Origin of the sequence: Burkholderia plantarii (assembly GCF_001411805.1) — a bacterium.
Lineage (GTDB): Bacteria > Pseudomonadota > Gammaproteobacteria > Burkholderiales > Burkholderiaceae > Burkholderia > Burkholderia plantarii.
The window spans coordinates 543,715-556,542 of sequence record NZ_CP007212.1 but is presented as its reverse complement, the minus strand read 5'-3'; the positions used below and the strand labels follow the sequence as shown (position 1 = coordinate 556,542).

The 12,828-nt window shown below is 67.6% G+C and carries 11 protein-coding genes and 1 pseudogene; 5 read left to right on the top strand and 7 right to left on the bottom strand.

Annotated elements, in window-relative coordinates; all coding sequences use genetic code 11:
* The first annotated feature begins 1 nt into the window (after position 1).
* The 5 genes from prmA to bpln_RS02435 all read left to right on the top strand — a co-directional run bounded on the left by prmA (position 2) and on the right by bpln_RS02435 (position 4,561).
* A complete protein-coding gene (prmA, locus tag bpln_RS02455; RefSeq protein ID WP_042623809.1) occupies positions 2–904 on the top strand; it encodes a 50S ribosomal protein L11 methyltransferase in 903 nt (300 codons plus the stop codon).
* A gap of 45 nt (positions 905–949) precedes the next feature.
* A complete protein-coding gene (locus tag bpln_RS02450) occupies positions 950–2,428 on the top strand; it encodes a DUF3426 domain-containing protein (protein WP_055138004.1) in 1,479 nt (492 codons plus the stop codon).
* 94 nt (positions 2,429–2,522) lie between these two features.
* A complete protein-coding gene (gene tpx, locus bpln_RS02445) occupies positions 2,523–3,026 on the top strand; it encodes a thiol peroxidase (protein ID WP_042623807.1) in 504 nt (167 codons plus the stop codon).
* Between the two features lie 99 nt (positions 3,027–3,125).
* Entirely contained in the window at positions 3,126–4,064 is a 939-nt protein-coding gene (locus bpln_RS02440) for a carbohydrate kinase family protein (RefSeq protein ID WP_042623806.1), read from the top strand.
* A gap of 20 nt (positions 4,065–4,084) precedes the next feature.
* Positions 4,085–4,561: an outer membrane lipoprotein gene (locus bpln_RS02435; protein WP_042623805.1), complete on the top strand. Its 477-nt coding sequence runs from the start codon at positions 4,085–4,087 to the stop codon at positions 4,559–4,561.
* Between the two features lie 255 nt (positions 4,562–4,816).
* Here the strand turns inward: bpln_RS02435 and bpln_RS33525 are convergent, their stop codons facing one another.
* The 7 genes and pseudogenes from bpln_RS33525 to bpln_RS02405 form a co-directional block, all read right to left on the bottom strand.
* Positions 4,817–5,455, bottom strand: coding sequence for a histone H1-like DNA-binding protein (locus bpln_RS33525; protein ID WP_042626390.1), 639 nt, complete (start codon positions 5,453–5,455; stop codon positions 4,817–4,819).
* A gap of 28 nt (positions 5,456–5,483) precedes the next feature.
* Positions 5,484–5,811: pseudogene (locus bpln_RS37565) on the bottom strand (hypothetical protein).
* A 75-nt stretch (positions 5,812–5,886) separates the two neighbouring features.
* Complete coding sequence (locus tag bpln_RS02425) at positions 5,887–7,098, bottom strand: ribonucleotide-diphosphate reductase subunit beta (protein ID WP_042623804.1); 1,212 nt, start codon at positions 7,096–7,098, stop codon at positions 5,887–5,889.
* Positions 7,099–7,465: 367 nt separating this feature from the next.
* Positions 7,466–10,471 (bottom strand): ribonucleoside-diphosphate reductase subunit alpha, encoded by a 3,006-nt coding sequence (locus bpln_RS02420; protein WP_055138003.1) that lies wholly within the window; start codon positions 10,469–10,471, stop codon positions 7,466–7,468.
* A gap of 458 nt (positions 10,472–10,929) precedes the next feature.
* Positions 10,930–11,511, bottom strand: coding sequence for a 1,6-anhydro-N-acetylmuramyl-L-alanine amidase AmpD (gene ampD / locus bpln_RS02415; RefSeq protein WP_055138002.1), 582 nt, complete (start codon positions 11,509–11,511; stop codon positions 10,930–10,932).
* Positions 11,508–11,828, bottom strand: a complete 321-nt coding sequence (locus bpln_RS02410) for a PP0621 family protein (RefSeq protein WP_055138001.1) — start codon at positions 11,826–11,828, stop codon at positions 11,508–11,510. The genes ampD and bpln_RS02410 overlap by 4 nt, the downstream gene beginning before the upstream one ends.
* Before the next feature lie 13 nt (positions 11,829–11,841).
* Positions 11,842–12,741: a cytochrome C assembly family protein gene (locus tag bpln_RS02405; protein ID WP_055138000.1), complete on the bottom strand. Its 900-nt coding sequence runs from the start codon at positions 12,739–12,741 to the stop codon at positions 11,842–11,844.
* Positions 12,742–12,828 lie beyond the last annotated feature (87 nt).

Here is a 12,828-nt window from a genome sequence, read left to right as displayed (position 1 = left end):
CATGAGCTATCGGGAACTCGTCGCCGAGCTGGCGCGCGAACATGCGGAAGCGCTGTCCGACGCGCTGATCGAACTCGGCGCGCTGTCCGTGTCGGTGGAGGACGCCGACGCGGACACGCCCGACGAGCAACCGCTGTTCGGCGAACCGGGCCTCACGCCCGAGCGCACCGCGTGGCAGCATTCGCGCGTGATCGCGCTGCTGGCCGATACGCACGATCCGGCCGTGCTGCTGGCGGCCGCCGCCAACGAGGCGGGGCTCGGCGCCACGCCGCCGTTCACGCTGCGCGAGGTCGAGGAACAGGACTGGGTGCGCGTCACCCAATCGCAGTTCGAGCCGATCCCGATCGGCGAGCGGATCTGGGTCGTGCCCTCGTGGCACGACGCCCCCGACCCCGACGCGCTCGTGCTCGAGCTCGACCCGGGCCTCGCGTTCGGCACCGGCAGCCACCCCACCACGCGGCTCTGCATGGAATGGCTCGAGCAGACCGTCGCGGCCGGCCAGTCGGTGCTCGACTACGGCTGCGGCTCGGGGATCCTCGCGATCCTCGCGAAGAAATGCGGCGCGGGCAGCGTGACCGGCATCGACATCGATCCGCAGGCCGTCGAATCGGCGCGCCACAACAGCGAACGCAATCACGCCGAGGTCAGCTACGGCCTGCCCGACGACTGCCCGCCCGGTGAATTCGACATCGTGGTGGCCAACATCCTGTCGAACCCGCTCAAGCTGATGGCCTCGATGCTCGCGTCGAAGGTGCGCCCCGGCGGCCGGATCGCGCTGTCGGGCGTGCTCGCGCGACAGGCGGACGAAGTCGCGAGCGTCTATGCGCGCTATATCGACATTTCGGTCTGGCGTGAACACGAAGGCTGGGTCTGTCTGGCCGGAACACGACGCGAAAGCCATTAGAATAGGCGCTGTCCTTCACTCCGGCCCCCGTGCTGCCCGGCCATCATGCCCCTCGCGACGCGCTGCCCTCACTGTGAAACCGTCTTCCGGATCAGCCCCGAGCATCTGAAGCTGCACGGCGGCCTGGCGCGCTGCGGCCACTGTCAGCAGGTGTTCGACGCGGCGAACGCGCTCGTCGAACCTGATCCCGACCTCGCCCGGCCGGTCGTCGAGCCGCCCGCCACGGCCGGCGGCGCGCCGCAGCCGCCGCGCGTGTTCCCCGCCACCGCGCCGCAAGCCACGACCGCCCACGCGATGGCCGCCAGCTTCACGCCCGGCGCCTGGGACATGTGGGCACCGTGGCTCGACGGCGGCATCGATCCGAAGCTGCGCCACAATGGCGGCAACACCGGGCTCGACCCGCTCGTGCCGGTTGCCGCGGCCGCCGCGCGCGAAGTCCCCGCGAACGAGGTTGGTCTCGCACGCGGTGAGCCGGCGCCGGCCGCGCCGGAAGTCGTACCCGAAGCGCCGTCCGAGTTTGCGCCCGGATTTGCGTCGGTACCCGCGCCCGCATTCGAAGCCCCACCGGAACCCGCGCATGGATCCGAAGCCGCGCCGGAACCCCCGCACGCGCCCTCATCCGAACCTGTAGCGGAATCCGCCCCCGCGCCCTCATCCGAACCTGTAGCGGAATCCGCCCCCGCGCCCTCATCCGGACCGGTGGTGGAATCCGCCCCCGCCCACGAGCCTGCACCGGCCGCCACGTCCGTCGATCATGGTCACGGCCTCGCCGCGGCGGCGCATGCCGCGAGCGACGCCGACATCGCGGCGCTCGTCGCCGCGTTGCCGCGCGACACGGCCGAGCCCTCGTTCGGCGCCGCGCCGCCCGCCGATCCCGACGCCGACGACGAAGTCCGGGTCCACCTCGGCGCCACCGCGTCTGGCTCGCACCGCGAAGCGGAGCCGTTCGCGGCCGAGCCGGAGCCGGACGACCGCATCCATTTCGCGGTGACACGCGAGTCGCCCGCCGGCCGGCGCGGCAGCCGCGGCCGGCAGATCCTCGGCGGCTTCCTCGCGGGGCTGTTGATCGTGGTGCTGGCCGGCCAGCTCGCCTGGTGGCTGCGCGAGCCGCTGCTCGCGAACTGGCCAGCGGGGCAGCCGCTGTTCGCGCAGGCCTGCGCCGCGCTCGGCTGCACGGTCGAGCCGCCGCGCGCGATCGACGGCCTGCGGCTCGGCGCGTCCGACCTGCGCCAACTCGACGGCCCGCGCGTGCTCGAACTGAAGGTGCCGCTGTCGAACCACGCGGCGCTCGCGCTCGCCTATCCGTCGATCGAGCTGACGCTGCTCGACGCCTCGAACCGCGTCGCCGCGCGCCGCGTGCTCGCGCCCGCCGACTACGTCCATCCGGGCACACGCGTCGAGGCGGGCCTCGCCGCCGGCGCGACCGAAACGATGTTCGTGCGGATCGACACGGCGCCGGGTGCCGCCGACGGCGCGCCCGGCATCGCCGCCTCGAACTTCCGCGTACAGATTTTCTATCCGTGACGGGTCCGTCGCGGACCCGTCCTGCACGGCGTGCCCGCATGGCGCGCCGGCCTCAACCTCGGCGTCGCACGACGCCCCTCTCCGGAGTACGAACATGAGCAAAGTCACGCTGGGCGGCAACCCGATCGATCTCGCCGGCGCCTTCCCGACCGTCGGTTCGCAAGCCCCCGATTTCAAGCTGGTCGGCCAGGACCTCGGCGAGCTGACGCTCGCCAGCTTCGCCGGCAAGCGCAAGGTGCTGAACATCGTTCCGAGCCTCGACACGCCGACCTGCGCCACCTCGACGCGCAAGTTCAACGAAGCCGCCGGCAAGCTCGCCGACACGGCCGTGGTGGTGGTGTCGGCCGACCTGCCGTTCGCGGCCAAGCGCTTCTGCACGACCGAAGGCCTCGAGAACGTCTCGACCGCCTCGACGTTCCGCGGCGGCCGCGACTTCGCGCACGCCTACGGCGTGGACGTGACGAGCGGCCCGCTGAACGGCCTGACCGCGCGCGCCGTGGTGGTGATCGACGCGAACGACAAGGTTGTCTACACGGAACTCGTCGACGAGATCAAGAACGAGCCGAACTACGACGCAGCGCTGGCCGCACTGAAGTAAGCTTCGCGCTCCTGCCGCGCCTCGCGCGCGCGGCGCGGCCTTCGCGACGCGCGCGCCACTCCCTCCTTGCACCGCCTCAAACACTGAACAGGAACGACCTTGGCTACGCTGATTTGCGGTTCGATCGCCTACGACAACATCATGACCTTCGAAGGGCGCTTTCGGGAGCACATCCTGCCCGACCAGGTCCACCTCATCAATCTGAGCTTCCTCGTGCCGACCATGCGTCGCGAGTTCGGCGGCTGCGCAGGCAACATCGCCTACGCGCTGCGCGCGCTCGGCGGTGACGCCCGCGTGATGGGCACGATCGGCGCGATCGACGCGCAGCTCTACCTCGACCGCTTCGATGCGCTCGGCCTTGCGCGCGACTACGTGCGGGTGGTGCCGGACACGCACTCGGCGCAGGCGATGATCACGACCGATCTCGACAACAACCAGATTGCCGCGTTCCATCCGGGCGCGATGATGCAATCGCACCTGAACCATGCGGGCGAAGCGCGCGACATCCAGCTCGCGATCGTCGGTCCGGACGGCTTCCAGGGCATGGTCCAGCACGTCGAGGAACTCGCGAAGGCCGGCGTGCCGTTCGTGTTCGATCCGGGCCAGGGCCTGCCGCTGTTCGACCGCGATACGCTGCGGCGCAGCATTGAACTTGCCACCTATCTGGCGGTCAACGATTACGAAGCCAAGCTGGTGAGCGACAAGACGGGCTGGTCGGAAGACGAGATCGCGAGCCGGGTCCAGGCCCTGATCATCACGCGCGGCGAGCACGGCGCCACCCTCCGCCACCGCGACGGCACCGAGCAGATCCCGGTCGTCAAGGCCGAACAGATCGTCGATCCGACCGGTTGCGGCGACGCGTTCCGCGGTGGCCTGCTGTACGGCATCGAGAAGGGGCTGGACTGGGCAACCACCGGCCGCCTCGCGAGCCTGATGGGATCGATCAAGATCGCGCATCCGGGACCGCAAACCTACACGCTCGGCCGAGCCGAAATCCTGTCCCGCTTCCAGAGCGCGTTCGGCTACAGTATCGAATGAGATTCGTTGGAGAACTACCCATGCTGACCAGAAAAACCCTCACGCTCACCGCGATGCTTGCCGCCTCGGTGTCGCTCGCCGGCTGCTTCACGCCGCCAGGTTCGGCCGACGTCTATAGCGCCAGCCAGGCGCAGCGCGAACAGACGGTACGCCTCGGCACGATCGAGAGCGTGCGCGCGGTGCGTATCGAAAGCGACACCGGCGCCGGCTCGACGCTCGGCACGCTCGGCGGCGGCGCGCTCGGCGCCGTGGCCGGCAGCGCGATTGGCGGCGGCAGGGGTTCGATCCTGACCGCGATCGCGGGCGGCCTCGCCGGCGCGGTGGCGGGCAATGCGATCGGTCAGGGCATGAGTACGGCGAACGGTGTCGAGATCACCGTGCGCCTCGATAACGGTGACCTGCGCTCGATCACGCAAGCCACGACACCGGAAGTATTCCGCGCAGGTGACCGCGTCCGCCTGTTGTCGAGCGGCGGCGTGACCCGCGTCACGCACTGAGCGAGGAGACCTCAGCGCGCGGCGAAAGCCGCGATATCCAGCGCATACGCGATTCGTTTCGCGTATGCGTTTTTTTATGCGCGCGCCTCCGGTAACGCGGGAAAGCGCGGGCGCGCTGACACGCACTCCGCATAAAAAAATCCCGTCGCCGGAAATCCGGTGACGGGATTCGATCGTGCCGATGCAGTCGCTGCACCGGCACGACTTCACGCGCCGAGGCGCGCGGGCTTCTTCTCGTATCGAGCCGGTGGCCGATTACGGACGGCCGCTGGTCGGGAACGGCCATGCCGCTGCCGGGTTCAGCGCCGACTTCGCGCCCGATGCCGGAGCAACCGATGCCGTCGACGCCGTCGTCGTCGCGGGCGCCGCCTTCTTCGCAGCAGCCTTCTTCGCCGGTGCGGCCTTCTTCGCCGCCGGTGCCTTCTTCGCCGGTGCCGGCGTCTTCGCCGCGGCCTTCTTCGCCGGTGCGGCTGCCTTCACGGCGGCCTTCTTGGCCGGCGCTGCCTTCTTCGCAGCCGGGGCCTTCTTCGCCGCAACCTTCTTCACGGCGACTTTCTTCGCGGCAACCTTCTTCGCTGCCGGGGCCTTCTTGGCGGCAACCTTCTTCGCCGCGACCTTCTTCACGGCCGCCTTCTTGGCCGGTGCCGCCTTCTTCGCGGCAACCTTCTTCACCGCGACCTTCTTGGCGACAACCTTCTTCGCCGCGACCTTCTTCACGGCCGCCTTCTTGGCCGGCGCTGCCTTCTTGGCGGCAACCTTCTTCACGGCGACCTTCTTCGCCGCAACCTTCTTCACGGCTGCCTTCTTCGCCGGTGCCGCTGCCTTCTTGGCAACCGGAGCCGCCTTCTTCGCTGCTGCCTTCTTGGCAGCCGGTTTCTTCTTGGCAAGTGCCATCATGTACTCCTTCAGGTTCAGATGAGAGTCAGTTCAAACCACACCCTTCGTCAAAACCCGTTTCTCGCGGACGCTGGTTCAGGACGCGCGCTACGAAGCGGGCTATTCATCGGCGTACGCTTCGCAATCGCGCTTACGCTAATGAATACGGTAAGGCGCGCCGTGCCTTTCGGCACCGCGCGCCAGATCAGGTTGGCAGCCGGCACGCTTCGCGCCGTTGCCCCGAATCGCTTGATAAAGACGGCGGCCACACGGCCGGCCGTCTTTTCCGGAGGGAAGTTTGCCCATCCCACTGAAGGGTTCGCAAAGTGCCTGTCATGTCTGTGCGCCGCGTCGGCGCAGGCCATCCTTTGCATCAGGCGTTCTTGCTCCTAAACCTTGGGCCGGGCTCTCGCCCGGCACTCTCATCTTTACCTCGGTGTCGCGCCCGGTTACTCCCAGGACAGCGCGCCGCCCGTCTGATACTCGATCACTCGCGTCTCGAAGAAGTTCCGCTCCTTCTTCAGATCGATCATCTCGCTCATCCACGGGAACGGGTTTTCCTCGTTCGGGTACAGAGCATCGAGACCGATCTGCTGGCAGCGACGGTTCGCGATGAAGCGCAGATAGCTCTTGAACATTGCGGCGTTCAGGCCAAGCACGCCACGCGGCATCGTGTCTTCAGCATAGCGGTACTCGAGTTCGACCGCATGCTTGAACAGTTCGCGGATCTCGGCGCGGAACTCCGGCGTCCAGAGATGCGGGTTCTCGAGCTTGATCTGGTTGATCAGGTCGATGCCGAAATTGCAGTGCATCGACTCGTCGCGCAGGATGTACTGGTATTGCTCCGCGGCACCCGTCATCTTGTTCTGGCGGCCGAGCGCGAGGATCTGCGTGAAGCCGACATAGAAGAACAGGCCTTCCATGATGCAGGCGAACACGATCAGCGACTTCAGCAACTTCTGGTCCGCGTCCTGCGTGCCCGTCACGAACGCCGGATCGGTCAGCGTGTGGATGAACGGGATCAGGAATTCGTCCTTGTCGCGAATCGAGCTGACCTCGTGATAGGCGTTGAAGATCTCGCCTTCATCGAGGCCCAGCGATTCGACGATGTACTGGTAGGCGTGGGTGTGGATCGCTTCCTCGAACGCCTGGCGCAGCAGGAACTGCCGGCACTCGGGCGCCGTGATGTGGCGATAGGTGCCCAGCACGATGTTGTTCGCGGCGAGCGAGTCGGCGGTGACGAAGAAACCGAGGTTGCGCCGGACGATGCGGCGCTCGTCTTCGGTCAGGCCGTTCGGATCCTTCCACAGCGCGATGTCGCGGGACATGTTGATTTCCTGCGGCATCCAGTGGTTCGCGCAACCGGCCAGATACTTTTCCCACGCCCACTTGTATTTGAACGGCACCAACTGATTGACGTCGGTCTTGCCGTTGATGATGCGCTTGTCGGCGATATTGACCCGCTCCTGCGAGCCGGCGACGGTGGCCGACGCGGAAGCATGCGGCGCGACCGCGAGATCACCTTCGAAAATGTCGCGTACCGACGGAACCTGATGAGCGGCAGGCGTCGTGGCCTGCACTCCGACAGCCATTCCTGCGGGAGCGCGCTGCGCTCCGCTCGCGGGAGTTACGGCCGTCTTCTCGTCATCCCAATTGAGCATAAATTCTCACCATCAATTTAGAACGGTTTGTACCATCTTTTCATGAGCGATAAAAGGGTTCGCTCACGAAAATTCCTTTTTCGATTCGCGTTGCGACCTTGATACAACACTTTGCGCAGCGCGGATTCGATCGCGACATGCAGCTCGCGTGTGATGCGATGTGACCGGCGTGTCGGGCGATGATCGTCGCGGGTGCGATCGACCTCGCTCGCGGCACGCGTTGCCGGCATTCGCGAATGCGTGTCGCGAGGCGGCCAAAGTACGGATTCCTTATCCGTTTTGTAGTCGACGGCGGCGCGCAGTTCAACCGTCGATGTCGATTGCTGCCGGGATTGCGCGCGCCGCCTTCGTCACATGCCGGCCGCCGTTACTGGCAGGCCTCGCATTCCTCGAAGCCAGGATCGCCCGGACGCATCATGCAGACCGGGCCATCGATTTCGATCCCCGCCTCGGCCGCCGCCGCGTTGAGCGCGCCGGAGGACGAACCGCCCGCCGCGCCGAAGCCACCGGCCGCGCCTTGCGCGCCGCCCGCGGCACCACCCGCCGAGCCACCGCCGGTGTCACCCGAGGACGGCACGGCGTTCAACGCGCCGTGCGCGACCGTCGACTTCTCGACGTGCGTGGCCGCCATCGTGCGGAGGTAGTAGGTGGTCTTCAGACCACGCAGCCAGGCGAGCTTGTAGATCTCGTCGAGCTTCTTGCCCGAGGCGCCCGCCATGAAGATGTTGAGCGACTGGGCCTGGTCGATCCACTTCTGACGGCGCGAGGCCGCCTCGACCAGCCACTTCGGATCGACTTCGAACGCGGTCGCGTAGATCGCGCGCAGGTCCGACGGGATCCGGTCGATGCGCGAGAGCATGCCGTCGAAGTACTTCAGGTCGGCGACCATCACCTCGTCCCACAGGCCGCGCTCCTTCAGGTCGCGCACCAGGTACTCGTTGACGACCGTGAACTCGCCCGACAGGTTCGACTTCACGAACAGGTTCTGGAAGGTCGGCTCGATGCACGGCGAGACGCCGATGATGTTCGAGATGGTCGCGGTCGGCGCGATCGCGATGCAGTTCGAGTTGCGCATGCCGTGGACCGAGATCCGCTCGCGCAGCGACGCCCAGTCGAGCGAGCTGCTCATGTCGACCTCGACGTAGCCGCCGCGCGCTTCCTCGAGCAGCTTCAGGGTGTCCTGCGGGAGGATGCCGCGATCCCACAGCGAGCCGCGGTAGCTCGAGTAGCGGCCGCGTTCCTGCGACAGCTCGGTCGACGCCCAGTAGGCGTAGTAGCAGACCGCTTCCATCGAGCGGTCGGCGAACTCGACCGCCGCGTCCGACGAGAACGGCGTGCGCAGCAGGTGCAGGCAGTCCTGGAAGCCCATGATGCCGAGGCCGACCGGACGGTGCTTCAGGTTCGAGTTACGCGCCTTGGCGACCGCGTAGTAATTGATGTCGATGACATTGTCGAGCATGCGCATCGCCACGCTGACCGTGCGCTTGAGCTTGTCGTGGTCGAGCGCATAGCTGCCGTCGGCCTGCTTGACCAGGTGCGCGACGAGGTTGACCGAGCCGAGGTTGCAGACCGCGATCTCGGCGTCGCTCGTGTTCAGCGTGATTTCGGTGCAGAGGTTCGACGAGTGGACCACGCCGACGTGCTGCTGCGGCGAGCGCACGTTGCAGGGATCCTTGAACGTGATCCACGGGTGGCCGGTCTCGAACAGCATGCCGAGCATCTTGCGCCAGAGCTGCTGCGCCGGGATCTTCTTGAACAGCTTCAGCTCGCCGCGCGCGACCTTGTCCTCGTAGCCGCGGTAGGCGGCCTCGAACTCGGCGCCGAACTTGTCGTGCAGGTCCGGGCAGGTGGACGGCGAGAACAGCGTCCAGTCGGTGCCTTCCATCACGCGCTTCATGAACAGGTCGGGAATCCAGTTCGCCGTGTTCATGTCGTGGGTGCGGCGGCGGTCGTCGCCGGTGTTCTTGCGCAGCTCGAGGAACTCCTCGATGTCGAGGTGCCAGGTTTCGAGGTACGCGCAGACGGCGCCCTTGCGCTTGCCGCCCTGGTTCACGGCCACCGCCGTGTCGTTGACGACCTTCAGGAACGGCACGACGCCCTGCGACTTGCCGTTCGTGCCCTTGATATGCGAGCCGAGCGCGCGCACGCGCGTCCAGTCGTTGCCGAGGCCGCCCGCGAACTTCGAGAGCAGCGCGTTTTCCTTCAGCGCTTCATAAATGCCGTCGAGATCGTCGGCGACCGTCGTCAGGTAGCACGACGACAGCTGCGAGCGGCGCGTGCCCGAGTTGAACAGCGTCGGGGTGGAGCTCATGAAGTCGAAGCTCGACAGCACGTTGTAGAACTCGATCGCGCGCGCTTCGCGGTCGATCTCGTTCAGCGACAGGCCCATCGCGACGCGCATGAAGAATGCCTGCGGCATTTCGATGCGCGTGCCGTCGACGTGCAGGAAGTAGCGGTCGTACAGCGTCTGCAGGCCGAGATAGCCGAACTGCAGGTCGCGGCTCGCGTCGAGCGCCTCGCCCAGACGCACCAGGTCGAACTGCAGCAGCTTGTCGTCGAGCAGCTCGGCTTCGACGCCGCGCTTCAGGAACTGCGGGAAGTATTCGGCGTAGCGCGCCTGCATCTCGCCCTGCGCGACTTCCTCGCCGAGGATCTCGCGGCGGATCGTGTGCAGCAGGATGCGTGCCGTCACCTGGCTGTAGGCCGGGTCCTTCTCGATCATGGTGCGCGCGGCCAGGATCGCCGAGTCGTAGACCTGGCTCATCGGCACGCCGTCGTAGAGGTTCTTCACCGTCTCGGCGACGATCGGATCCGGGTTGACGGCGCTGCCGAGCCCTTCGCAGGCCGAGGCGATCAGGCCGCGCAGCGCGCCCATGTCGAGCGGACGCGTGACGCCGGCGTCGGTCACGTTGATGCCGGCCGCGCCGGCCTGTGCGTCGGCCGGGGCATCGCTGTGCGCGCGCTCGAGGTGACGCTTCTCGCGGTACAGCACGTAGGCACGCGCGACGTTGTGCTCGCCGCCGCGCATCAGCGCGAGCTCGACCTGATCCTGGATATCCTCGATATGGAACGTGCCGCCGTTCGGGCGGCTGCGCACGAGCGCGCGCACCACGCTCTGCGTCAGCTGCTCGACGAGCTCGCGCACGCGGGCCGACGCGGCGCCCTGGCCGCCATTGACCGCGAGGAACGCCTTCGTCACGGCGATCGCGATCTTCGAGGGCTCGAAAGCCACCACGCTGCCGTTACGGCGGATCACCTTGTAGTCGGCGAACGTCGCTTGCGGCGCGAGCGCGGGCGCGCCCTGCGAAGCCGTGCCAAGAGGGCGGCTCTGGGCGCTCTCGAATTGGGACGTCCCGGTGTCGGTCGTTTGCATGTGCAAAGCTCCTGGTGCTGGATGGTGCGGAGAGATCCGCGGATGTGAACGATTAACGCGCGCGCTGGGGCGCATGCGGCAGAACGAAAAAGCGGCACGGGCCGCGCGATACCGATGATTCGACGTCTGCTTTCGTCATGCGTATCGCGCCCCTTGCCGCTCGTGTCTGCACGGGTCGCGGTGTGCCGGGCCTGGCCGCACACCGCGCCGCGAGTTTCCCGGCATCACCTGCCGGCCGGAGCGGATCGCCTGAAGCGCCCACTCTCTGAACACTACATCTAGTGAGAAACTCATCAACTAGCACCAAGTATAGTGGACGATAGAGCTATCTCAAAATGGAAAATTTGGCCCTGCCCGGCGCGATTTGGCTTGACATCAGGCGAGTGCAGACGGGGCAACGGATCGGGCCGTTTCATGACGCCCTCGGGTCGGCGCGACGCGCGCCGACGTCGCGCCCGTTAGTGACGGTAAGGAAAGGATTCGGGCGGCAGACCGGTATCGGCCGCCAGGCGTTGCCAATCGAAGTGCGGACCGGGATCGGTCTTGCGGCCCGGCGCGATGTCCGAGTGGCCGGCGAGCGCCTCGACCGGATAGCGGGTCGCGAGCGCGCGCACCAGCGCCGCGAGCGTCACGTATTGGGCGGGCTCGAACGGCACGTCGTCGGCGCCCTCGAGCTCGATGCCGATCGAGAAGTCGTTGCAGCGCTCGCGGCCGAGGAAGGTCGAGACGCCGGCGTGCCAGGCACGCGCCTCGCACGACACGAACTGGATCAGCTCGCCGTCGCGCGCGATCAGGAAGTGCGCCGACACGCGCAGTCCGCGCAGGTTCGCGTCGTAATAGGGATGCACGTTGCAGTCGAGCCGGTTCTGGAACAGCGCGACGATCGCGTCGCCGCCGAACTCGCCGGGCGGCAGGCTGATGTTGTGGACCACCACCAGCATCGGCACCACGCCGGCCGGCCGCGCCTCGTGATTCGGCGACGGCGCGTGGCGCGCGCCCGGCACCCAGCCGTCGGCGCCGACCTCGAACACCGCGCTCATTGCGCGTCGCGCGCCGCCGCCGCGTGACGGGCCGCGTGCTCGCGGCTGCAGAAGTAGTCGCCGCCGGCCGCGATCGCGTCTCCCTTCGGCGTATGCACGCCGCACACCGCGCAGCGCACCATCGGCTCCGGCAGCGAGGGCGCGCGGGCCGCCGACGGACGCGGGCCGCCCTGGCCGGGCGCGCGCGCGCCGGCCGGCCAGGAGGCTGCGCCGGGCGCGGCGCCGCCGCGGCTCGTGCGCTCCTGCGCCTGGCGCAGCTTGCGCGAGACCCAGGAGCCGGCGATGAAGAGGAGGATCAACAGCAGAAGGTTACGCATCGCTTTGAGACCATCAGACCACGGAACGGTGCAGCAGCACCTCGAGCACGAAACGGCTGCCGACGTAGGCGAGCAGCAGCGCGCCGAACGAGGCCAGCACCCAGCGCGCGGCACCGCGCCCGCGCCAGCCGGACAGCCGACGCGCGACGAGGATGCCGCCGAACATGAACCACGAGAGGATCGCGAACACCGTCTTGTGGTCGAAGCGCAGCGCGCGCGCATCGACCTGCTCGCTGAACAGGATGCCCGAGGCGAGCGTCAGCGTGAGCAGCACGAAGCCGGCGCCGATCAGGCGGAACAGCAGCTTCTCGAGCGTGAGCAGCGGCGGCAGCGTTTCGAGCCAGCTCGTGAACACGCCCGCCGAGTCGATCCTGCCACCCTGCCGCAACGCCTGCAGACGGCGCTCGGTCATCAGCATCAGCACCGCGTGCAGCGCCGCGATCGCGAACAATCCATAGGCGATGTTCGCGATCAGGAAGTGCATCTTGAACAATGGCGCGGCGGCATAGGGCAGCACGCGCACGCCGCCGAACACGAGCGGCAGCAGCGAGGCGAGGCAGGCGAGCGGCAGCACCAGCAGGCGCAGGCCGTCGAGCGGGAAGAAGAAGCTCTCGATCCAGTAGATGCCCGCGCCGAGCCAGAACATCGCCGACAGCGCGAACGCGAAGCCGAACACCATCGCGTCGTGCGGGAAGATCGTGGCATGCAGCAGCACGCCATGCGCGAGCAGCGCCGCGAACAGCAGCGCGCGGCCCGTGCCGCCCACGGCGGCGGCCGATGCGCCGGGCTCGCCCGGCACCGGCGGCACGCTCGCGGCGAGCGGCTGCACGAGGCCGGAACGGTGCGCCCGCCATCCCGCGACGGCCAGGCCACCGTACAGGAGCGCGGTGAGGGCATACAGTACAATATCCATGTTCGAAGTTTACACTAGGCCCCTTGCCCGCGACGGCTGTCAATATATAGCACGCGCGCCTTCGGGCCCCACTGCCCATCGCTCCCC